At 73.3% G+C, this 22,234-nt stretch carries 19 protein-coding genes; 12 read left to right on the forward strand and 7 right to left on the reverse strand.

Annotation, left to right across the window (positions count from 1 at the left end; genetic code table 11):
- Positions 1–18: 18 nt before the first annotated feature.
- The 3 genes from J2S66_RS28585 to J2S66_RS28595 form a co-directional block, all read right to left on the reverse strand.
- On the reverse strand, positions 19–3,159 hold the full coding sequence (locus J2S66_RS28585; protein ID WP_310310481.1) for a beta strand repeat-containing protein: 3,141 nt from the start codon (positions 3,157–3,159) through the stop codon (positions 19–21).
- Positions 3,160–3,360: 201 nt separating this feature from the next.
- Positions 3,361–4,188: a hypothetical protein gene (locus J2S66_RS28590; protein ID WP_310310483.1), complete on the reverse strand. Its 828-nt coding sequence runs from the start codon at positions 4,186–4,188 to the stop codon at positions 3,361–3,363.
- A 169-nt stretch (positions 4,189–4,357) separates the two neighbouring features.
- The gene (locus J2S66_RS28595) at positions 4,358–6,562 is read right to left on the reverse strand and encodes a hypothetical protein (protein WP_310310485.1); all 2,205 of its coding nucleotides are present in this window, start codon (positions 6,560–6,562) and stop codon (positions 4,358–4,360) included.
- Positions 6,563–6,669: 107 nt separating this feature from the next.
- Between J2S66_RS28595 and J2S66_RS28600 the strand changes: the two genes are divergently transcribed.
- Positions 6,670–7,869 (forward strand): AI-2E family transporter, encoded by a 1,200-nt coding sequence (locus tag J2S66_RS28600; RefSeq protein WP_310310487.1) that lies wholly within the window; start codon positions 6,670–6,672, stop codon positions 7,867–7,869.
- 23 nt (positions 7,870–7,892) lie between these two features.
- Here the strand turns inward: J2S66_RS28600 and J2S66_RS28605 are convergent, their stop codons facing one another.
- A complete protein-coding gene (locus J2S66_RS28605) occupies positions 7,893–9,089 on the reverse strand; it encodes a GGDEF domain-containing protein (protein ID WP_310310489.1) in 1,197 nt (398 codons plus the stop codon).
- Between the two features lie 200 nt (positions 9,090–9,289).
- On the opposite strand from J2S66_RS28605, the gene macS reads away from it, so the two are divergent.
- The 9 genes from macS (at position 9,290) to J2S66_RS28650 (ending at position 18,520) form a co-directional block, all read left to right on the forward strand.
- Positions 9,290–10,408 carry a MacS family sensor histidine kinase gene (macS, locus tag J2S66_RS28610; RefSeq protein WP_310315138.1) on the forward strand — a complete coding sequence of 373 codons (1,119 nt, stop codon included), beginning with the start codon at positions 9,290–9,292 and terminating at the stop codon, positions 10,406–10,408.
- Positions 10,405–11,058 (forward strand): response regulator, encoded by a 654-nt coding sequence (locus J2S66_RS28615; RefSeq protein WP_310310491.1) that lies wholly within the window; start codon positions 10,405–10,407, stop codon positions 11,056–11,058. Before macS ends, J2S66_RS28615 begins: the two co-directional genes overlap by 4 nt.
- 3 nt (positions 11,059–11,061) lie before the next feature.
- The gene (locus J2S66_RS28620) at positions 11,062–11,652 is read left to right on the forward strand and encodes a DUF1707 SHOCT-like domain-containing protein (protein ID WP_310310493.1); all 591 of its coding nucleotides are present in this window, start codon (positions 11,062–11,064) and stop codon (positions 11,650–11,652) included.
- A 116-nt stretch (positions 11,653–11,768) separates the two neighbouring features.
- Positions 11,769–13,229 carry an SDR family oxidoreductase gene (locus J2S66_RS28625; protein ID WP_310310494.1) on the forward strand — a complete coding sequence of 487 codons (1,461 nt, stop codon included), beginning with the start codon at positions 11,769–11,771 and terminating at the stop codon, positions 13,227–13,229.
- 36 nt (positions 13,230–13,265) lie between these two features.
- Positions 13,266–14,300 (forward strand): L-threonine 3-dehydrogenase, encoded by a 1,035-nt coding sequence (tdh, locus tag J2S66_RS28630; protein ID WP_310310496.1) that lies wholly within the window; start codon positions 13,266–13,268, stop codon positions 14,298–14,300.
- A complete protein-coding gene (locus J2S66_RS28635; RefSeq protein WP_310310498.1) occupies positions 14,301–15,479 on the forward strand; it encodes a glycine C-acetyltransferase in 1,179 nt (392 codons plus the stop codon).
- A 154-nt stretch (positions 15,480–15,633) separates the two neighbouring features.
- Positions 15,634–16,518 (forward strand): LysR family transcriptional regulator, encoded by an 885-nt coding sequence (locus J2S66_RS28640; RefSeq protein ID WP_310310500.1) that lies wholly within the window; start codon positions 15,634–15,636, stop codon positions 16,516–16,518.
- Between the two features lie 24 nt (positions 16,519–16,542).
- Positions 16,543–17,970: an AAA family ATPase gene (locus J2S66_RS28645; protein ID WP_310310501.1), complete on the forward strand. Its 1,428-nt coding sequence runs from the start codon at positions 16,543–16,545 to the stop codon at positions 17,968–17,970.
- An 88-nt stretch (positions 17,971–18,058) separates the two neighbouring features.
- On the forward strand, positions 18,059–18,520 hold the full coding sequence (locus J2S66_RS28650) for a hypothetical protein (RefSeq protein WP_310315141.1): 462 nt from the start codon (positions 18,059–18,061) through the stop codon (positions 18,518–18,520).
- Between the two features lie 9 nt (positions 18,521–18,529).
- On the opposite strand, the gene J2S66_RS28655 is transcribed toward J2S66_RS28650, so the two are convergent.
- On the reverse strand, positions 18,530–18,793 hold the full coding sequence (locus tag J2S66_RS28655) for a hypothetical protein (protein ID WP_310310503.1): 264 nt from the start codon (positions 18,791–18,793) through the stop codon (positions 18,530–18,532).
- Positions 18,794–18,873: 80 nt separating this feature from the next.
- Here J2S66_RS28655 and J2S66_RS28660 point away from each other — a divergent pair, with 80 nt between their 5' ends.
- Complete coding sequence (locus J2S66_RS28660) at positions 18,874–19,710, forward strand: helix-turn-helix domain-containing protein (protein ID WP_310310505.1); 837 nt, start codon at positions 18,874–18,876, stop codon at positions 19,708–19,710.
- On the forward strand, positions 19,707–19,886 hold the full coding sequence (locus J2S66_RS28665) for a DUF397 domain-containing protein (protein ID WP_310310507.1): 180 nt from the start codon (positions 19,707–19,709) through the stop codon (positions 19,884–19,886). The genes J2S66_RS28660 and J2S66_RS28665 overlap by 4 nt, the downstream gene beginning before the upstream one ends.
- On the opposite strand, the gene ptsP is transcribed toward J2S66_RS28665, so the two are convergent.
- Both ptsP and J2S66_RS28675 read right to left on the reverse strand, forming a co-directional pair.
- A complete protein-coding gene (ptsP, locus tag J2S66_RS28670; RefSeq protein ID WP_310310509.1) occupies positions 19,854–21,485 on the reverse strand; it encodes a phosphoenolpyruvate--protein phosphotransferase in 1,632 nt (543 codons plus the stop codon). The two genes, J2S66_RS28665 and ptsP, sit on opposite strands and share 33 nt — an antisense overlap.
- A 106-nt stretch (positions 21,486–21,591) precedes the next feature.
- Entirely contained in the window at positions 21,592–22,233 is a 642-nt protein-coding gene (locus J2S66_RS28675) for a class I SAM-dependent methyltransferase (protein ID WP_310310512.1), read from the reverse strand.
- Position 22,234: the final 1 nt, after the last annotated feature.

Below are 22,234 nucleotides of genomic sequence, written 5' to 3' on the forward strand. Positions count from 1 at the left end.
CGCGCGAGGCGTACTACGTCAGATGCGCGGCAGCACGGTGGTGTCCTCCAGTGCGCCGAACACGGTCAGCGCGTCCAGGCCGGCCAGCGCCGGGGCCTGGGTGCGCTCGGCGCCGGGCAGGCCCGGCAGGGCGAAGCCCTGGAGCGGGTTGACGTCCAGACCGCTCAGCGACGCCGGCGGGAGGGTCGGCGCCGCGGTGCGCGGCTGGGCGATGCCCGGCACCGGCACGACGAACGGCAGGGCGATCGGGGCGGCCACGGGCAGGGTCGGCAGGCTGCGGCCGACGGCCGGCCCGGAGACCCCGACCGGCAGGGTCTCCACCAGCGCCGGCAGCTCCCGGGTCTCGCCCAGGTCCGTGCCGTCGAGCAGCGGCAGCCGACCGGCGAAGGAGCGCTCGTCGGCCGCACCGGGCAGGACCTCGACGACCCGGGGCAGCTCACGGGTGACCACGGAGAGCTCGACGGGCAGCCCGACCTGCGGGACGCCGGTCCTCACGCCCCGGACGGAACCGGCCTTCGACACGCCGTGGACCAGCAGGCCGCGCACCTCGTGCGGGCTGGAGACGCGCAGCGCCCACCGGGAGTCGGACAGCAGGGTCAAGGCGTCCAGGCTCGGCACCTCGGTCGCGCCCATCAGGCTGTCGATCCCGATCGGGAGCTGGACGCCCTGCTCCGCGCTGCGCGCGTGCTCGTTGCGCTGCTCACCGGTCTGCATCCGGCTGCGGTCCGTGGTGGCGGTCCTCGCCTCGCCCATCACGTCGACCGGCACGCCGACGAGGCGGGCCGCGGTCCGACCGGGCAGTTCCACGTCGTGCGCGCTGCCGTAGCCGGAGCCCGTGGTGTCGGTGCTCCCGCCGGAGCGGCTGTCCACCACGCTGTCGGTGGCGGTCTGCGCGATGCCGACCGCGGAAACCGAGTCGCCGTGCACCGCCGGCTCCGCGCCGAGGGGTGCGGTGAGCAGGTTGCCGGACCACGAGCTGTCCTCGGCCGAGGACAGGTGGCGACCGCCGGCGGCCAGGTCGGAGCCGCTGTCCACCTCGGACTTGCCGTTGCCCGCGGCCGAGACCGCGTCGCCGAACACCTGGAGCGGCACGGTCGGCTGCGCGCCGACGCCGTTGCCGGACAGGGACGCCCGGTCACCGGAGGTGTAGACGTCGCCACCGGAGAACGAGCCGAACTCGTTGCGGCTCTCCGACTCCACGTTGCTGCCGGCGCCGACCGCGCTGCCGAACACCTGCGGCGAGGACGCCTGCGGCACGGACAGCACGTTGCCCGAGAGGGAGCCCTCGTCACCTGTGGTCACGGCGGCACCTCCCGAACGGGAGTCGAGCCTGTTCGACGTGTCCGACGAGCCGTTGCCCACGCCGACGACCGAGTCGCCGAACACCTGGGCGGGGTTGGAGGTGGGCACGTGGACGATGTTGCCGGACGCGGAACCGTGCTTGCCGTTGGCCTTGGGCGGGTTGCCGAGGTCGATCTTGGTGTCGCTGTCGGTGCGGGACGTCGGGTTGGCGACCGCGCCGCCCGAGTTGCCGAACACCTGGCCGCCGATGGCGGTGGGGGCCGAGACGACGTTGCTCGACACGGTGCCGTTGTCGTCGGTGCTGTTCGCGACCGCGCCGGAGCGGACGGTCTTGCGCTCGGTGGTGTTGCCCGCCGACGTGCCGACCGCGCCGATGCCGTTGCCGAACGCCTCGGCGGGCGCGCCGAGCGGCACCTGGCCGATGTTGCCGGAACCGACCGCGTCGTTGCCGGTCGAACCGTTGAAGCCGCCCGCGTCGGCGGTGACCTCGTTGTCGCACTCGGAGCCGGCGATGCCGCCGCCCGCGACGCTGTTGCCGCACAGGTCGACCGCGCCCGCCGGGGGCAGGTTCGCGGAGTTCGCCGACAGCACCGAGCGGTCGCCGTTGGTGAACGTGTCGCCGCCCGCGGTCGCGTCGGCGTCGTTGGTGTGCCGGGACGAGGTGTTGCCGACGCCCGCCAGCGAGTTGCCCGAGGACGAGGTGGGCAGGGCGACCGGCACGTCGGCGTAGTTGCCCGACAGCACCGCGTCCTGCCCGGAGGTGATGCTGTTGCCACCGGCCGCGGAGCGGTTGGCGGACGCGCTGTCGACGTTGGAGTTGCCGACGCCGGCGAGCGCGTTGTTCGCGGTGGACACGGGGCCGGCCATGGACGGCTGGACCATGTTGCCGGCGAGCGTGCCGTCGTTGCCCGAGGTGGTGGCCCACCTCACGTAGCCGTGCGCGGCCTCGGTCTCGCCCGCCTTGGCGGACGCGCTGTTCTCGGCCTGGGCGTCCGCGTTGCCGGCGGCGCCGACACCGTTGCCGCTCACCGCGACCACGGGGGCCAGCGGCACGCCGAGGACGTTGCCGCCACCGGTGCTGCGGTCGCCGTCGGTGCGCAGCACGCCGGCGGCGGCGGCGTCGTTGGACGAGGCCGAGCGGCTGTGCGAGTTGCCGCCCGCCGCGAACGCGTTGTTGGTCACCTGGACCGGGGAGGCGGCCTGGACCGCCGTGATGTTGCCCGACAGCGAGCCGTTGCGGCCGGACGTGGTGACGTCGCCGCCCGCGGTGGCGTCCTGCGCGGTGGTGCTGCGGGTCTCGGCGTTCGCCAGGACGGCGAAGGCGTTGCCGTCGACCTGCGGGGAGACGGCGGCGGCGGCCGAGGCGACGTTGCCCGCGAGGGGGCCGTAGGAACCATCGGTCCGGATGTCGCCCGTGCTGGCGACGGACCTGGCGCAGTCGCCCTCGGTGTAGGCGTCGCCGCCGGCGGCGACGGCGTTGCCGCACACGCTGACCGGCACGACGACGTCGGCGTCGGCGGTGTTGCCCCGGGTCAGGCCCGAGGTCTCGACACCCTGGGCGCGCTCGTGGACGCTGCGCAGCAGGGGGTTGGCGGGGGCCGCGAGGCGGCCCGCCTGGGTGCTCGACACGCTCGGCGTGCCGATCTCGCGGTGCACGGTCGGCAGGTCGCGGTTGCCGACCGGGGTGCCCAGGTTGTTGTGGTCGACGTCGACCGGGACGCGGACCTTCGCGTCGAGCGGGTTCGGGGGAGCGTCGGGGTTGACGTTCTCCTGGGCTGAAGCGATGCCCGTACCGAGCATCAGCAGACCACCAGTGACAAGTGCGGTCTTGAGACCGCGCTTGGCCCAGGTGTGCATGGTTTCTCCTTCTTCCGGTGTCCCTTGCGGGAGGTGAGGGGTGGTCGGACGCGGCAAGCGCGTCGGAGCGGACGACCACCCCGAATCAGGGGGTGGGTGCGCGGCGTCTCGACCGTTCCCCGCGGACGTGCGGAGGGGAAGCGCCGGTCGATTACCGGGGTCAGCTCGACGAAGGGAGCTGCCGCGGACCGCGCGCTTCGGTCAGTCGGGGGTGATGCCGGGCTGCTTGCCCGGCATCACGGTGTTCCGCTCGGTGGCGGGGAGCAGAGCCCGGGCCACGGCGGAGTCGAGGGCGGAGGTGGAGACGGCCGCGAACGGGCCGCTGCCACCGCCTGCGGAACCGGCGCCGTCGCCACCGCAGGTGCAGTGCGCCGGCACGCCCGAGGGGGGCGCGAACGGCAGCGACGGGAGGCCGGACGGGTCGCCCGGGAACGAGGACCCGCTGTCGGTGGGCACGGCGGCGACGGCGTGCCGGGGCGCGTCGAGCCACGTGCGGCTCCACTGCGCGAACACCCCGTGCACCACCGGGGTGCCGGCGGTGACCGGCACGGCGGTGGTGGCCGGGGTGGTCTCGGTGACGGGCTGCCGGTGCTGCGCGGCGGGCGCCTCGGCCGCAGGGGCGGTCGGCACGAGCCGGGGCAGCACCGGCTGCCGGAACAGGACGCCCACCTGGTCGACGGCGCCGCGGATCTCCTCCGCGACGCGGTTGAGGTCGGGTGGCTGCGGTTCCCGCACCTGCGGGCTGCGCAACGCGGCGTCGAGGTCCTGCACGGCCTGGCCGACGCGGGTCTGCTCGACCGGCGTCAGCCCGACCTCGGGCAGGGCACCGCCCAACGGCGCCGCGGCCTGCGAGATCCCGGTGACCGCGTCGTCGTGGTCGACCGGGGTCTGCGCGGACGCGGGGGCCGCGGACAGCGCCCAGGCGGCGGCGGTACCGGCGAGCGCGCCGCCCGCGACCAGCAGGGCACGGGAGAGCAGCCGCCGAACGCGGCTCGCCCCCGTTCCCGTTCGCTGGTCTGCGGCCGACATCGCTGGTTCCTCCACGAGAAGCGCTGGGATTTCGTCGGCGACGTGATCGGAGCGATCAAGCCGACGCCGAGAGACTGCCGGCAGCCGAGCCGGCTTCGCACTCGTTCCGCGCCTGGTTCGCCGGATCGTGTGACGTGCACAGTGGGTTGCGCCACGTGACGACGGGTAGTCAGCCTCGCTTGAGGACGCGCGTCGCGCCGGCCGCCGCGGTGGAGGCGAGGATCCAGCCCACCGCGATCAGCCCTCCGGCGATCCACTGGGACGCGCCGCTGAACTTCCACTTGCCGTCCTGCCCGAGGTCGACGATCGGGATCAGCAGGTCGACCGCCAGCAGCCAGGGGTTCCACGTCGGCGACTCGTCGTCGTTGAGCTTCGGCATCTCGTGGCCCAGGAACCACAGCGCGCCGGACAGCCCGAACGCGGCGAGCCAGGCGATCGCGAGCCACGGCCGGTAGCCGTAGCCGACCGTCCAGCGCTGGAGGGAGCCCCAGATCCGGCCGGCCAGGTGCAGCTCGGAGTAGCGCCGGCGCTGCTTCTCCAGCTGCACGCGCTGCGCCAGCTCCTCCTCGCCGCCGTCCCGGTACACGGCGGCCAGCTGCTCGTACGGCCCCGGCGCGAAGTCCGGCTGCACCTCGCGCAACCACCGCAGGCGGGTGCCCACGTCGACGTGCGGGGTGGAGGAGATCGACGCGAACGTGAAGTCCTCGACGTCCACGCCGCCGGTCGCGGCCCACAGGCCCGGCCCGTCGAGCACGGTGCCGGCGGCGACCCTGGTGAGGATCACCCGGCCCACCGGCGCCTCGGCCCCGGAGAGCCGCAGCACGAGCTGCCGCGTGATCAGGCCGTAGGCGTTGAGCGCGATGGCGGCGCCCGGACCGCCGAGCCGCGCGCCCGCGAACGTGGCCATCTTGCCGACCTCGGCCAGCCGGACGCGCACGCCGCCCGCGGCGGTGAAGCCGTGGCTGCACAGGAGGTCCTTGCCGATGGTGGCGACGCGGGCGTCCAGCGACGGCTTGACCGTGCCGTCGGCGCGCCGGCGCGGGGAGAGCAGGGCGGCGCCGGAGCAGTCGAGGGTGGAGCCGATCTCCGCGTTCTGGAGGCGCAGCGAGCCCAGGGCGTGCAGGTCGCGCAGGAACAGGGTGCCGCCGACGCGCAGCCGGTCGGCGAACAGCACGTCGATGCCCGGCCCGTGCAGCCGCGCGCCGGACAGCGAGGCGCTGCCCCGGATCTGGGCGTCGACGAGCCGCACCTGGCCGTGGGCCTGGAACGCGGTGTCGCGGGTGCCGCGGCCGCGGGGTCCGCCGCCGGTCGCGGCCCGCGCCTCCAGGTCGCCGCGCACCTGGATGCCGTCGGCGTGCAGGGCGACCGGGATGCGCTGGACGGCCCCGGTCCCGCCGGGGTCGTCGGTCCCACCGGGGTCGTCGGTCCCGTCGGCGGGGTCGCGGCGGCCGATCACCGCGCCGGACAGCCGCAGGTAGCCGCCGATGAGCGCGTTGGGCAGGCGGACCGTGCCGGAGGAGGTGAACCCGTCGTCCAGCTCCACGTTGCCGTCGACGCGCAGGCGGTCGGCGACCAGGGCGGCGGCCTCGTCGGCGGTGCCGCGCGGGATGACGAGCACGGGGTGGTCGACGACGCTGGCGCGCAGCCGGGCGCCGGAGAACACGACGCTGCCGCCGACCCGGGCGCCGTCGAGCAGGATGCGGCCCTCGGCGGTGAACCGGCCGCCCTCGGCGTCGCAGAACAAGGTGCCCGCGATGGTGACGCCGGTGGCGTCCAGCGCGTTCTGCCCGGCGTTGAGCAGGCGCGCGCCGCCCAGGTGCACGTTGCCGCCGACGTCCGCGCCGCGCAGCCGCACCTCACCGCCCGCGCGCAGGCCGATGGCCTGCAACGAGCCCGACAACCGGATGCGGGCGGCGAGCAGGGCGTGGTCGCCCCCGGCGCGCAGCACGGCGCCGGCCAACCGGAACGTGCCGTCGACCGAGGCGTCGGTCAGGTCGACCACGCCGTCGCTGGTGAACCCGGCCTCCAGCACCAGGTCGCTGCCGACGCGCAGGTTGCGGCCGCGCAGGCCGGGCACCGCGCAGCCCCGCATGCGCAGGCCCACCATGCGGGCCATCCGCAGGTCCGGCGGCCGCTCGAAGGTGCAGTCGAGGAAGTCGACGACGTGGTCGACCTGCCTGCCCTCCAGGGCGAACGGTCCGGCCACGTGCGCGCCGACGAGCCGCAGGGCGGCGGTGCGCGGTCCGCCGGCGAGCAGCGCGGACAGCAGCTCGCCGCGCACGGTCCGCTCCCGCCTGGGCGCCGCGGTGTCGAACCGGACGGTGCGGCCGGCGGCGAACGCCCCGCGCACCGCGTCGTCCGCGCTTCCGCTCACGCCCCGATCCGATCACCCGGACCGCACGTCGCGCCAGGGTTTCGTGGTTTGCGTCGCAGACGCGCGGTCTACCCCCAACCGCCGCCTACCGGAGATACGGTGATCGAGTGACGGGCAAGGGCAGAAACGGTTTCGACGACAGCAGGGTGCCCAGGCTCCTGCGCGTGAGCGCGGCGTTGAGCTGGCGGTTCGTGGCGGTCGTCGCCGCCCTGTACGTGGTGTTCCACGTCATCGGCTTCCTGGCGAGCATCGTCATCCCGGTCGGCATCGCGCTGCTGCTGGCCGCGCTGCTGTCGCCCGCGGTGACCCAGCTGAACCGCTCGGGCGTGCCGCGCGGGGTGGCCACCGGCCTGGTGCTGGTCGGCGGGCTGGCGCTGGTGGGCGGCGTGCTCACGTTCGTCATCAGCGAGTTCTCGAAGGGCCTGCCGGACCTCCAGAAGCAGGTCGGGGCGAGCCTCGACCAGATCCGGGTCTGGCTGCGCGACGGCCCGCTGCACCTGAGCGACGTGCAGTTCCAGCAGTACGTGGACGACGTCGTGAAGACCATCCAGGACAACCAGGCCGACATCACGTCGGGCGCGCTGACCACCGCGGCGACCCTGGGCGAGATCCTGACCGGCCTGATCCTGGCGCTGTTCACGCTCATCTTCTTCCTGCACGACGGCGACGGGATCTGGCGGTTCATGGTCCGGATCGTGCCGCGCGACGTGCGCGACCGGGCGGACGTCGCCGGGCGGCGCGGGTTCTCCTCGCTCGTGTCGTACGTGCGGGCGACCGCGCTGGTGGCCGTGGTGGACGCGGTCGGCGTGGGCATCGGCCTGTGGATCGTGGACGTGCCGCTGATCGTGCCGCTGTCGGCGCTGGTGTTCCTGGGCGCGTTCATCCCGATCGTCGGCGCGGTGATCACCGGCGCGGTGGCGGTGCTGGTGGCGCTGGTGGCGGTGAGCCCGGTGGCGGCGCTGGTCGTGCTGGCCATCCTGATCGGCGTGATGCAGCTGGAGAGCCACGTGCTCCAGCCGCTGCTGCTGGGCCGGGCGGTGAAGCTGCACCCGCTGTCCGTGGTGCTGGCGATCGCCGCCGGCCTGGTCGTCAGCGGGATCGCGGGCGCCCTGCTGGCGGTGCCGCTGCTGGCGGTGCTGAACTCGGGCATCCGGTCGCTGCTGTCGGAGTCGGACCGCGACGTGGAACCCCGGGAGGTGGACGTGCTCGAACCGCAGGAGGGCGGCGCGGTGGACACGGCCGGCGACCGGGTCGAGGACCTCGGGGGCGACGAGCGCCCGGGTCCCGACCACAGCGGCCTGCGGTAGGCCCGGCGCGCCGGGCCTACGGGTCAGGCCATCTCGACGAGGTTGCGGCCGCAGCCCTTGGCGGCCAGGAGCGCGGCGTCGGCCGCCACCAGCAGGTCGGGCAGCTCGTAGCCGAAGCGCTGGGTGGTGGCCACGCCGATGCTCACGGTGAGGCCGGTGAGCAGGTGCTCCCGGCCGTTGGTGTCCACCGTGGGCACGGCCAGGTCGGCCACGGCGTGCCTCAGGCGCTGCGCGACCGAGCGGGCCACGGCGGGTTCGGCGTCGGGCAGCAGCACGACGAACTCCTCGCCGCCGAAGCGGCCGACGAGGTCGCCCTCGCGCACGGTGCCGGACAGCAGCAGCGCGACGGCGCTGAGCGCGGAGTCGCCCGCGAGGTGCCCCACCTCGTCGTTGACCCGCTTGAAGTGGTCGAGGTCGAGCAGCAGCACGGCCATCGGCCGCCCGCTGCCGCGCGCCTTGGCGAGTTCGGCGCGGGCCCGGCCGTCCCAGTGCACGGCGTTCGCCAGGCCGGTCTTGAGGTCGCGCTGCGCGGACCGGCGCCAGTGCGGCAGCTGCGCGGCGCGTTCGAGCAGGGCCAGCGGTGGGCCGGCCATCAGGGCGTGCACCGGGTTGGCGACCGCGGCGAACCCCATCAGGCCGCCGATGCTGACCGCGACGACGCCGAGCGTGACGTCGATCGGCTCGCCGAGGACCTCCTCGCCGGGCGCGCGGGGGTTGCGCAGCTTGAGGCCGAGCGCGATGAGGCCGGCGCGCAGCACCAGCAGCACCGTCGCGCCGAGGACCAGCACGACGAGGTCGGTGCCGGGCTCGGCCCAGCCGATGGCGAACCGGGTGCCGAACACGGCCAGCGCGGTCGCGGACAGCGTGAACACCCAGCGGTGCGACTCGGGGCGCTGCGCCAGCACGCCGTGCAGGGCGGGCCCGAACAGCAGCAGGACGAGCAGGTTGCACGGCAGCGCGACCAGGCCCGCGGTGAGGTAGCACAGGTGCGCGGCCCACGGGTTGCGCTCGGTCTCGCCCATCCGGTGGCTGTGGATCGAACTGCCGATGACGACCGCGCCCGCGGTGCCCGCGATGGCCGCGAACCGGCCGATCTGGCCCGGGTCGGGCTGCGGCGTGGCCGCGATCACGTACACGACGACGGCGAGGGCGCACAGGTCGACGAGCAGCCAGTAGGCCAGCGCGGGGCGCGGCAGCGTCCACAGTGGCCAGTGGCGCACGACCGACCTCCCTCGCCACGGGATGGCACCCGACCACCCCCGACGGGCCGGACGCCGCAGGTCACGCTCAGTGACCCCGGCCAGCCTTTCACAGATGACGGTAGGGGAACAGACGGCCACCTGGGGGTTAGCCAGGCCACTCCGGCACGGCAAGATGGCGGCGAAGGGAGCACACCGTGCACACAAAGCCATCCGATCAGGTGCCATCGGCGCTGGAGGACCCGGTCGCGCACCTCTGGCGGGGAACGGTCGCGCTACGGATCGTGACACTGCTGTTCGCCCTGGGCGCCGTGGTCATCCACCGCACCGGGTACGAGCGGCCGTGGCTCGCGTGGCTGGCCGTCGCGGTGATGGCGGCCTGGTCGGCGTTCACCATCCGGGCCTACAGCCGGGAGAGCGGCCGGCGGCCGTGGGTGGTCGTCGCGGACCTGGTCGTGACGTGCGGGCTGATGTCCCTGTCGCCGCTGATCCTGACCGACGAGCAGTTCCTGCTCAACGTCCCGCTGGTCACCACCATCTGGGCGTGCGGCCCCGCGGTGGCGGCCGGCGCGCTGGGCGGGCAGGCGGCGGGCGCGGCGTCCGGGTTCGTCGTCGGCTTCTTCACCTACCTCAACCGCGGCCTGGTGGGCATCGACCTGGTGCGGGACGTGGTGCTGCTGACCGGCGCGGGCTTCGTGATCGGCATGGCCTCGTCGACGGCGCGGCGCACCTCGGTGCGGCTGGCCCAGGCGCTGCGGACCGAGGCGGCGACCGCCGAGCGCGAGCGCCTGGCCAGGTCGATCCACGACGGCGTGCTCCAGGTGCTCGCGCGGGTGCGCAAGCGCGGCCTGGAGCTGGGCGGCGAGGCCGCCGAGCTGGCCGAACTGGCCGGCGAGCAGGAGATCGCGCTGCGGTCGCTGGTGGCCGCCGCGCCGAGCGAGTCCACCCTGGACGGCGACGCGGACCTGCGGCCGGGGCTCCAGCTGCTGGCGTCGCCGAAGGTGCAGGTGTCCACCCCCGCCACGCAGGTGATGCTGCCCGCCGGGACCGCGCACGAGCTGATCGCCGTCGTGCGCGAGGCGCTGTCCAACGTGGACAAGCACGCGGGGCCGGACGCGCGGGCGTGGGTGCTGCTGGAGGACCTCGGGGACGAGGTCGTGCTGAGCGTGCGCGACGACGGTCCGGGCATCGCCGAGGGCAGGCTGGCCTCGGCCGAGGCGGAGGGCCGGATGGGCGTCGCCCAGTCCATCCGGGGCCGGGTGGAGGCGCTCCGTGGCACCCTTGAGCTGCAGACGGGTCCGGGGGAGGGCACCGAGTGGGAGGTGCGGGTCTACCGATGAGCGTGACCGTGATGGTGGTGGACGACCACCCGCTGTGGCGCGACGGCGTCGCGCGGGACCTGGCCGAGCGCGGCTTCGAGGTGGTCGCGACCGCGGGTGACGCCGCGTCGGCGGTGCGCATCGCGCGGGCCGTGCGGCCCGACGTGGTGCTGATGGACCTCAACCTGGGTGAGACGACCGGCGTCGAGGCCACGACGGTGATCACCGGGGCGCTGGCCGGCACGCGGGTGCTGGTGCTGTCTGCGTCCGGCGAGCACAGCGACGTGCTGGAGGCCGTGAAGGCAGGCGCGTCGGGCTACCTGGTGAAGTCGGCGTCCGCCGAGGAGCTGGTGGAGGCGGTCACCCGGACCGCGGCCGGCGACGCGGTGTTCACCGCCGGTCTCGCGGGCCTGGTGCTCGGCGAGTACCGGCGGATGGCGGCGAACCCCGACGAGCAGGACAAGCCGCAGCTCACCGAGCGGGAGACCGAGGTGCTGCGGCTGGTGGCGAAGGGCCTGACCGCGCGGCAGATCGCGACCCGGCTCGTCATCTCGCACCGCACGGTGGAGAACCACGTGCAGTCCACCCTGCGCAAGCTCCAGCTGCACAACCGCGTCGAGCTGGCGCGGTACGCGATCGAGCACGGGCTCGACGTCGAACCGGAGGGCTGAGCCATGACCGAGAGTCCCGACCCCAGGAACTTCCGCGTCTCCGACGCGGAGCGCGAGCACGTCGTCGGCCTGCTCCAGAAGGCCATCGGACGCGGGTTGATCACGCTCGACGAGTTCACCGAGCGCACCGACACGGCGCTGGCCGCCAAGACGCGCGCCGAGCTGAACGTCGTGCTGCTCGACCTGCCGGGCATGGTGCACAACTCCGCGCCGGCGCCGACCTCGCCGATCGCGGCGGTGGAGCGGCAGGAGCTGAAGTCGACCATGTCCACGGTCAGCCGCAAGGGCACCTGGTCCGTGCCGCGGCAGCTCGTCGTGCACAGCCGCATGGGGTCGACGGAGCTGGACTTCCGGCAGGCGTCCATCCCGCACGCGGTGGTGGACATCGAGCTGGACGTGACCGCCGGCTCGGTGAAGCTCGTGCTGCCCGACGGCGCGACGGTGAACGCGGACAGCGTCGAGCTGGCCGCGAGCAACCTGAGGGACAAGGTGGGCACGGGCGTGGACGGGCGGCCGCACTTCGTGGTGCACGGCTCGGTGCGCGCGGGCTCGGTGGAGATCAAGAAGAAGCGGAGCTGGCTGCGGAACGCCTGAGGCCGCGCGATCGGGTGATCACCCGGGCCGGCCCCGGAGGCGCGGGCACCCGCGAGGCGTCCGGCGGGTAGGCCGTCCGTCGTGCGGGAAGTCCCCGGTCGGCCCAGGATCGGGGTATGCGCTGCCTCGTCACCGGAGCGACCGGCTACCTCGGCGGACGGCTCGTGCCCCGCCTCCTCGCGGAGGGGTACGCGGTCCGCTGCCTGGTGCGCTCGCCGGAGAAGCTGCGGGACGTGCCGTGGGCCGACCGGGTCGAGGTGGTCAAGGGGGACGTGCTCGACCCGGCGTCGCTGGACGAGGCGATGCGGGACGTGGACGTCGTGCACTACCTGGTGCACTCGCTGAACGTCCCGGACTTCGCCGACGCCGACCGGCGGGCCGCGGAGAACACGGCGCGCGCCGCCGAGGACGCCGGGGTGCAGCGGATCGTCTACCTGGGCGGGCTGCACCCGCCGGGCGTCGTGCTGTCACCCCACCTGGCCTCCCGCAAGGAGGTCGGCGACGTGTTCCTGCGCTGCGCCGTGCCCGCGGCGGTGCTCCAGGCGGCGGTGATCATCGGGTCCGGGTCGGCGAGCTTCGAGATGCTGCGCTACCTGACCGAGCGGCTGCCGGTGATGGTCACGCCGCGCTGGGTGCACAACCGCGTCCAGCCGATCGCCGTGCGCGACGTGCTCCGCTACCTGGTGGGCGTGGTGCGCGCCCCCGCCGACGTGAACCGGACGTTCGACATCGGCGGGCCGGACGTGCTCACCTACCTGGAGATGATGCTGCGGTACGCGGCGGTCGCCGGGCTGCGCCCGCGCCGGGTGCTGCCGGTGCCGCTGCTCACCCCCGGCCTGTCGTCGCACTGGGTCAACCTGGTCACGCCGGTGCCGAAGTCGATCGCCAAGCCGCTGATCGAGTCCCTGGTGCACGAGGTCGTGTGCCGGGAGCACGACGTCGAGCGGCTGGTGCCCGGCGGGACCACGGGGTACGACCGGGCCGTGGAGCTGGCGCTGGCCAAGGTGCGCGACGCCGACGTGGAGACCCGCTGGTCCGGCGCGTCGGTGCCGGGCGTGCCGTCGGACCCGCTGCCGAGCGACCCGGACTGGTCCGGCGGCTCCTCCTACCGCGACGTGCGGGAGCAGGGGACCTCCGCCTCGCCCGAGCGGTTGTGGGAGGTGGTGGAGGGCATCGGCGGCGAGCACGGCTGGTACTCGTTCCCGCTGGCGTGGGCGGTGCGGGGGTGGCTGGACCGCCTGGTCGGCGGCGTGGGGCTGCGGCGCGGCCGGCGCGACCCGAGGCGGCTGCACGTGGGCGAGGCGCTCGACTGGTGGCGGGTGGAGGAGCTGGACCGGGGCAGGCTGCTGCGGCTGCGGGCCGAGATGCGGGTTCCCGGACTGGCCTGGCTGGAACTCCAGGTCGTGCCGCGCGGGTCGGGGTCGACCTACCGGCAGCGGGCGGTGTTCGTGCCGCGCGGGCTGGCGGGGCACGTGTACTGGTGGCTGGTGTGGCCGTTCCACGGGCTGGTGTTCGGCGGCATGGTCCGCAACATCACCAGTGAAGCCGAACTTACGAGTGAATTCAGAAAGTCCTGATGGACTGCACAACCGCCCGGCGGCAGACTGCGCGCCATGAAGGCACTGGTCAAGGCGACCGCCGGGCCGGGACTGTCCCTGACCGACGTCCCCGACCCCACCCCCGGTCCCGGTGACGTCGTCGTCCGCGTGCTGCGGACCGGCATCTGCGGCACCGACCTGCACATCGACTCGTGGGACGAGTGGGCCGCGCAGAACATCCGCGCGCCGCTCGTCCTGGGCCACGAGTTCGTCGGCGAGGTCGTGGAGACCGGTGCGTCGGTGACCGGCGTGCGGGTCGGCGACCTGGTCAGCGGCGAGGGCCACCTGGTCTGCGGCACGTGCCGCAACTGCAAGGCGGGCCGCCGGCACCTGTGCGCCCGCACGCGCGGCCTCGGCGTGCACCGCGACGGCGCGTTCGCCCAGTACGTGGTGCTGCCCGAGCAGAACGCGTGGGTGCACCGCGCGCCGGTGGACCTGGACGTGGCCGCGATCTTCGACCCGTTCGGCAACGCCGTGCACACCGCGCTGTCGTTCCCGGTCATCGGCGAGGACGTGCTGATCACCGGCGCGGGCCCGATCGGCATCATGGCCGCCGCCGTCGCCAAGCACGCGGGCGCGCGCAACGTCGTGATCACCGACGTGAGCGGGCACCGGCTGGAGCTGGCGCGGGCGGTCGGCGTGGACGTGGCGCTCAACGTCGCCGAGCGGACGATCTCCGAGGCGCAGTCCGAGCTGGGCATGACCGAGGGCTTCGACGTCGGCATGGAGATGTCCGGCAGGCCGATCGCGCTCCAGGAGATGATCGGCAACATGACCCACGGCGGCCGGATCGCGATCCTCGGCCTGCCCGCCGAGGAGTTCGCCGTGGACTGGAGCAGCGTGGTGCTCAAGATGCTCCACATCAAGGGCGTCTACGGCCGCGAGATGTTCGAGACCTGGTACTCGATGTCCGTGCTGCTCCAGGGCGGCCTGGACCTCACGCCGGTGATCACGCACCGGTTCGACCACACCGAGTTCGACAAGGCGTTCGCGACGGCCCGCGAGGGCAAGTGCGGCAAGGTCATCCTCGACTGGACGGGAGCTCACTAGATGTACGGCGCGATGCGCGACGACCTGCGGGCGGGCCTGGACGAGATCCGCGCGGCGGGTCTCTACAAGGCGGAGCGGGTGATCGGCACCCCGCAGAACGCGGCCGTGCGGGTGGGCTCCGGCGACGAGGTGCTGAACTTCTGCGCCAACAACTACCTCGGCCTGGCCGACCACCCGGTGCTGGTCGGGGCGGCGCAGGAGGCGCTGGACCGGTGGGGCTTCGGCATGGCGTCCGTGCGGTTCATCTGCGGCACGCAGGAGCCGCACAAGGAGCTGGAGCGGCGGCTGTCGGAGTTCCTGGGCACCGAGGACACCATCCTCTACAGCTCGTGCTTCGACGCCAACGGCGGCCTGTTCGAGACGCTGCTGGGCGCCGAGGACGCGATCATCTCCGACGAGCTGAACCACGCGTCGATCATCGACGGCGTGCGGCTGTCGAAGGCCCGGCGGTACCGCTACAAGAACCGCGACCTCGACGACCTGGAGCGGCAGCTCCGGGACGCCGCCGATGCCCGGTACCGGATGATCGCCACCGACGGCGTGTTCTCCATGGACGGTTACCTGGCCCCGCTGGACGCGATCTGCGACCTGGCCGAGCGGTACGACGCCCTGGTCATGGTCGACGACTCGCACGCCGTGGGCTTCACCGGCCCGAACGGCCGGGGCACGCCCGAGCTGTTCGGCGTGCAGGACCGCGTCGACATCGTCACGGGCACCCTCGGCAAGGCGCTGGGCGGCGCGAGCGGCGGGTACACGTCCGGGCGGGCGGAGATCGTGGAGATGCTGCGGCAGCGGTCGCGGCCCTACCTGTTCTCCAACTCGCTGGCCCCGGCCGTCACGGCCGCCGCGATCGCCGCGCTGGACCTGCTCAGCACGTCCGGCGAGCTGCTGACCAGGCTGCGGGAGAACACCGCCCTGTTCCGGTCGCGGATGACCGAGGCGGGCTTCGACCTGCTGCCCGGCGAGCACCCGATCATCCCGGTGATGATCGGCGACGCGGCGGAGGCCGGTCGGATGGCCGACCTGCTGCTGGAGCGCGGCGTCTACGTGATCGGCTTCTCCTACCCGGTGGTGCCGCACGGCAAGGCGCGCATCCGCACCCAGATGTCGGCGGCCCACTCGACCGACGACGTGAACCGGGCGGTGGACGCGTTCATCTCGGCGCGCGACGCCATGTGACCCGGGGTTCTTCACGCCCCGGATGCCCGCGACCACCGTGCCCGGCAGGTGGGCGGCCTTGGGCCGCCGCGGTGTGCCTTCTGCGCTCATGTCCTCTTGGCACACCCGCTGACCAGGGCTCGCACGACCGGGCGTCACCGACGAGGATGGGCGGGTGATCGACCCACGACGGCTGCGGGTGCTGCGCGCGCTCGCCGACCACGGCACCGTGACGGCGGCGGCCCGGGCGCTGCACCTCACGCCGTCGGCGGTGTCGCAGCAGCTCGCCGCCCTGGAGTCGGAGGTCGGGCACGACCTGCTGCGGCGGCGCGGGCGGCGGGTGTCGCTGACCCCGGCGGGCGAGCTGCTGGTGCGGCACGCCAACGCGGTCGCGGCCGAGCTGGAGCGGGCGCAGGCGATGCTGGCGTCGTTCGACGCGGGGGAGACCGGCCGGGTCGAGGTGGGCAGCTTCGCGTCGGCGATCACGCAGGTCGTGGCCCCGGCGCTGGCCGCGCTGCGGGTCCGCGCGCCCGGTGTGGTGCTGCGGGTGCGGGACGTGGAGGGGCACGCCAGCGTGCCGCTGCTGCTCGACGGCGAGATCGACCTCGCGATCACCGAGGAGTACCGGTTGCGCACCGACGACCGGCGGCTGACCAGGTTCCCCCTCTACACCGAGCCGTTCGACGTGGTGCTGCCGCCGGCGCACCCGCTGGGTGGCCGCGCCGAGGTGGACCTGGGCGACCTGGCCGACGAGGACTGGGTCGTGACGCTGCCCGGCAACCCGGTGCGGGACGTGGTCGAGCTGGCGTGCGAGCAGGCGGGGTTCGCGCCGCGCATCGCGCACGCGTCCGACGACTTCTCGGCGATCGGCGCGCTGGTCAGGGCCGGCGCGGGCGTCGCCCTGGTGCCGCGCGGCGCGGTGCGGGGCGTGCCGGTGCGCGGTGCGGCCCCGTTGCGGCGGGTGGTGGCGGCCGTGCGGGCGGGGAGCGAGGACCACCCGCTGATCAAGCTGGTCCGCGAAGCCCTGCATCACCCGGCCGGCACGTACTCCGACTCGTAGGGCCGGACGCCGTAAGGTGTGTTCATGTTGACGAGGCTGGAGGTTCAGGGGTTCAAGAACCTGCTGGACGTATCCGTGGATTTCGGGCCTTTCACGTGCATCGCAGGGGCCAACGGCATCGGGAAGTCGAACGTTTTCGACGCCATCGAGTTCCTCTCCTACCTCGTCAATGACAGCCTCGTGGAGGCTTCACAACGCGTGCGCGGTGCTTCGGGCCTGCGGGGCGGAGATCCTCGGGACCTGTTCTGGGACGGTTACCGCGAACACCAGCGGCAGATCAACCTCGCCGCCGAAATGATCGTCCCCGCAGAGGTGGAGGACGATCTCGGAGCGCCCGCGGAAGCCACCACCACTTTTTTGCGCTACGAGTTGTCACTGGGCTACGCGCTCCCGGAGGGCGAGGGGAGCGTCGGACGGCTCACCCTCCTGCGCGAAGAGTTGCGACACATCAATCGCGGCGACGCGGGAAAGCACTTGAAGTTCCCGCACAACGCGAAGAAGTTCCGGAGTTCCGTGGTCAGGGGACAGAGGCGAGGAGGTGCCTTCCTCTCCACCGAAGCCCGGGAAGGAGGCACCGTCATCAACGTGCACGGTGACGGTGGCAGTTCCGGGAAGCCGCAACCTCGGGCAGCCGCACGGGCGGGGAGGACCGTGTTGAGCACTGTGACGACGAACGACTACCCGACGATCCTGGCGGCACGTCGGGAGATGCAGAGCTGGCGACGCCTCGCTCTTGAACCTTCGGCGCTCCGCACACCCGACACCTTCGTCGACGCGCGCACGCTGAGCCCCAACGGGCGGCACCTGGCTTCGACCTTGTACAGAATCGCCAATGAAAAGCTCCCGGGTCAGGAGGTTTCCGACCCGGATGCCATCTACGCCCGGGTCGCGGGTCGCCTGTCGGACCTGGCGGGAATCGGTGCCGAGAGTATTTCCGTCGAGCCCGACCAAGTACGCGAAGTCTTCACCCTGTTCCTCCAGGAAAGGGGCAACCTCCGTCTTCCCGCGCGCGCGCTGTCCGAAGGCACCTTGCGATTCCTCGCACTGTGCGTCCTCCTGGAGGATCCGACCTTCAAGGGTCTGATCTGCATGGAAGAGCCGGAGAACGGAATCCACCCGGCAAACTTGCCCGCTCTACTCCAACTGGTCCGGGACTTGGCGGTGGACCATTCCGAGGTTCCGGACGAGACCAACACCTTCAGGCAAGTGATCGTCAACACACACGCACCCGGCGTCGTCCAACTGTGCGATCCGCAGGACCTCCTCCTGGCGGACGTCAGGTCTTTCCGCACCCCGGAGGGATCGGTCACACGGGCACTCACCCTGCTTCCGTTCAAGGATTCGTGGCGGGCGGCCGGCGGCGTTCCTTCGTTCTCGGAAGCGGACGTGGTGGCCTATCTGGCATCTCCGGCGGGGGCGCAACTCCGACTTCCCTGGGACCTGGTGGGATGAGCAATCGGTCGTACCGGGGACTCTTCGTCGCCGAGGGAACCTCGGACCTCCCCCTCGCGGAAACCGTCGAGGCGCCGGCGTGAAGCTCATGGGGGCCATGCCCGACCTCGTCGTGGTCCACCGGGATTCGGACAACGTCGATCCCGCCGCACGACGGGAGGAGATCCACGACGGCGCCCGTCGCGCCGACGTCAGTTCCCGGGTCCTCCCGTTGATCCCGGTGAAGATGACGGAGGCGTGGCTCCTCCTGGACGAATCGGCCATCAGGCACGTCGCCGGCAACCCGCGCGGACGCATGGACCTCAACCTCCCGAAGGCCCACGAGGTCGAGAGCAGGGCTGATCCGAAGAAGATCCTGAGCGATTGCCTGGTACGGGCCGCCGATGCGACCGGGAGGCGGCGCAGGACGGTGGAGGAGCGCTTCTCCAACCACCGGAGGCAGCTCCTCGAACGGCTCGACCCCTTCGGTCCCGTCACGCAGCTGTCGAGTTGGCAGGCACTTCTCCATGACATCGACGAAACCGTGAAGAGGTGGCAGGAGGAGCAGTAGCGCGGTCGATCACCCCGCCGGCACGTACTCCGACTCGTAGAGCCAGACCACGTCCTCGGCGTGGTCCGCGTGGTAGGTGTCGATCTCGCCGTCCTCATCCGGGGTCATGAGGAACGCCTGGTAGAAGCCGTCCGGCAGGGAACGGGCGCGGAGCTGCTCCAGCGCCCACGGGCGCAGGTCGGCGACCGGGCCGCCGGGGGCCGAGGCCACCGTCTCGCACCACGGCCAGGTCCCGCCGATGCCCCGCATGCGGCACAGCACGTACGTGTTCACAGGGTTAAGCCTTACAAAGCCACACTGATCGGACTAGTCGCTCGATGGGGTGGTGCGGGTCTGCTGCAAGACTGCCGCGCGTGCCGGAAACCGATCCGCCCATGCTGAGCCCGACCGTCGGCCGCCGGTGGCTGGCCCAGGAGATCCGCCGCCTGCGCGAGGCGGCCGGGTTGAAGCAGACCGACGTGGCGAAGCGGCTGCGCTGCAACCCCACCAAGATCACGCACCTGGAGAGCATGCGCACGCCGGTCGGCGGGCCGGACCTGGAGGTGCTGCTGCCGTTCCTCGGGGTGCCGGTGGAACGGGTCGAGTGGTACCTGAGGGTGTGCGACCTGGCCCGGGAGAAGGGGTGGTGGGACGGCGACCGGTCCATCCCCGACTGGTTCTCCCTCTACGTGGGGCTGGAGGCGGGGGCGAGCGAGATCCGCTGCTGGGACACGGGGTACGTGACCGGCCTGTTCCAGACCGCCGCCTACGCGACCGCTCTGCTCGACAACCCCGGCGCGGTGGAGGCCAGGCTCCGCCGCCAGGAGGCGCTGCGGCGCGACGACCCGCTGGTCGTGCACGCGATCCTCGACGAGGCGGTGCTGTGCAGGCGGATCGGCGACGCCGGGGTGATGCGCGGCCAGCTCGACCACCTGGGTGCGCTTGCCGAGATGCCTGACGTCACCATCCAGGTGATGCCCTTCGACGCTGCGGGCCATCGGGGCCACCTCGGGTCGTTCAAATGGCTCGGATTCCCGCAGGAGGATGACCCGGGGGCGGTGTACCTGGAGAACCAGTTCGGGGGATGGTTCCTGGAGAAGCCCGAGGAGTTGGCGATCTTCCAAGCCGATTTCGCCGACCTGGTCGAGCGTGCGCTTCCGGAGGAGGACAGCGCCGCGCTGATCGCCCGCCGAGCGGAGGAACTGCGATGAACTGGCGCAAGAGCAGCTACAGCGGCCCGAACGGCGGTGATTGCGTGGAGGTCGCGCACACCGTCGACGTGACCGGCGTGCGCGACTCCAAGAACCCCGGGGCCGGCGTGCTGGTGTTCGGCACCGACGCCTGGTCCCGCTTCCTAGTGGGGAGCGCGGGCGGCGACCTTCGCTGAGGCCGGGTCGGCCGCCGCCACGGCACCCCGCGCGGCGAGCTGGCACAGGTCGAAGCTGGTGGTCGCGAGCTTCGCGCCCACCCCGGCCAGGGCGGTGTGGTTCATCGACAGGCTGGTCACGCCGAGCCCGGTCAGCACGCACGCCAGCAGCGGGTCCGCCGCCGCCTCGCCGCAGACGCCCACCGGCTTGTCCAGTTCGGTGCCCGCGTCGCCGACGAGCTTGACCAGGCGCAGCAGCGCCGGCTGCCACGGGTCGTTCAGCGCGGCGACCGCACCCACCTGCCGGTCGGCGGCGAAGACGTACTGGGCCAGGTCGTTGGTCCCCAGCGAGACGAAGTCGACCACGGCCAGGATCTCCCGGGCGGCCAGCGCGGCGGCCGGGATCTCGACCATCACGCCCGCCCGCCGGATGCCGGCGGCACGGGCGCGTTCGACGAACCAGGCGGCCTCGGCGGCGGTCGCGACCATCGGGGCCATGACGGACACGTCGGCGCCGGTGTCGGCCGCCGCCAGGGCGATGGCGTCGAGCTGGCGGGTCAGCACGTCGGGGCGGTCGAACGCGACGCGCAGGCCGCGCACGCCCAGCGCCGGGTTGGGCTCGGGGTCGGGGGAGAGGAAGGCGAGGGGCTTGTCCGCGCCCGCGTCCAGGGTCCGCACGACCACCGGCTTGCCCTCGAACGGCGCGAGCACCGCCGCGTACGCCTCGCGCTGCTCCTCCACGGACGGCTCGGTGCCCGCCGACAGGAAGCAGAACTCGGTGCGGAACAGGCCGACGCCCTCCGCGCCGGCCGCGGCCGCGGCGACCGCGTCGGCGGGCGAGCCGACGTTGCCGAGCACCTTGACCCGGTGGCCGTCGCGCAGCACGCCCACGCCGTTCCACTCGACCCGGCCCTGGACGTGCGCGGCGCGGACCGTGCCGTCGGACAGCTGCACGACGCCCGTGTCGCCGTCCACGAGGAGCGAGTCGGCCGCCAGGTCGAGCACGCCGCGGCACGCGACGACGGCCGGGATGCCGAGCGAGCGGGCCAGGATCGCGGTGTGCGAGGTGGGGCCGCCCTCCTCGGTGACCAGGGCGAGCACCTTGGCCGGGTCGAGGCCCGCGGTGTCGGCGGGTGCGAGGTCGCGGGCCACCAGGACCGACGGCGACGCGAGGTCGGGCACGCCGGGCGCGGGCACGCCGAGCAGTTCGGCGACCAGCCGGTCGCGCACGTCGCGGACGTCGCGGGCGCGTTCGGCCATGTACCCGCCGGCGGCTTCGAGGGCGGAGATGAACCCGGCGGCGGCCTGGTGCACGGCACGCGCGGCGGGCAGCCCGTCGCCGGTCACGACCTTCTCGGCCTGGGCGAGCAGCGCCGGGTCGGCGGCCATGGCGGCGGTGGTCTCCAGGACGGCCTTCGCGTCACCGGTCGCGGCGGCGGCCCGCTCCTCCAGATTGGCGACCACGCGTTCGGCGGCGGGCCGGATGCGGGCGGCCTCGGCGGCCGGGTCGGTGGGCGCGGGCGTCGCGGGCGGTTCGCCGAGCGGCTCGGCCACCCGCACCACGGGGCCGGAGGCCCTACCGGAACTGACCCCGACACCGCTCAACCGCGCGCTCGACATGGTCTAGACCATACCCTTCGGGTCGACGTGACGTGAGGACGAGCCAACGCCACGGCGTGGCCCGCCGCCACCCGAACCGCCGACCGTTCACACGGCGTTGACGGCGCTACGGCGCGGGCTTGCGGAACACGAAGCAGGCCTGCCGACCGCCGTCGGTGGGACCCGGCTCGCGCACCAGTCGCGCGGACTCGACCAGGCCCGCCCCCGCGGCGACCTCGGCGACGGCGTCCGGCTGCTGCCAGTAGACCCGGAGGTCGAGGCCGTCGTGGCCGTAACCACTGGTCAGGTGACGGAGCCGGTCACCCGCCTTGAAGGCCACCAGCAGGTGACCGCCCGGGGCGACCACCCGCGCGAACTCGGCGAACACCACCGGCAGCACCTCCGGCGGCGTGTGCACGATCGAGTACCAGGACACGACCCCGGCCAGGCCGCCGTCGGGCAGGTCGAGCGCGGTCATCGTGCCCACCTCGAACCGCAGGCCGGGGTGTTCCCGCCGCGCCACCTCGACCATCCCCGGCGACAGGTCCACCCCGAACGCGTCGAGGCCCAGTCCGGCCAGGTGCGCCGTCACCTGCCCCGGCCCGCACCCCAGGTCGGCCACCCGGCCGCCGGCCGGCACGAGCCCGGCGAACGCGCCCAGCATCGCCCGGTCGTACGGCATGGTCGCCAGCATGCCCGCGACCAGCTCGAAGTAGTCCTCGGCGACGGTGTCGTAGGACAGGCGGGTGGACGTCAGGTAGTCGGTCACC

It is taken from the genome of Saccharothrix longispora (assembly GCF_031455225.1).
GTDB classification, from domain to species: Bacteria; Actinomycetota; Actinomycetes; order Mycobacteriales; family Pseudonocardiaceae; genus Actinosynnema; species Actinosynnema longispora.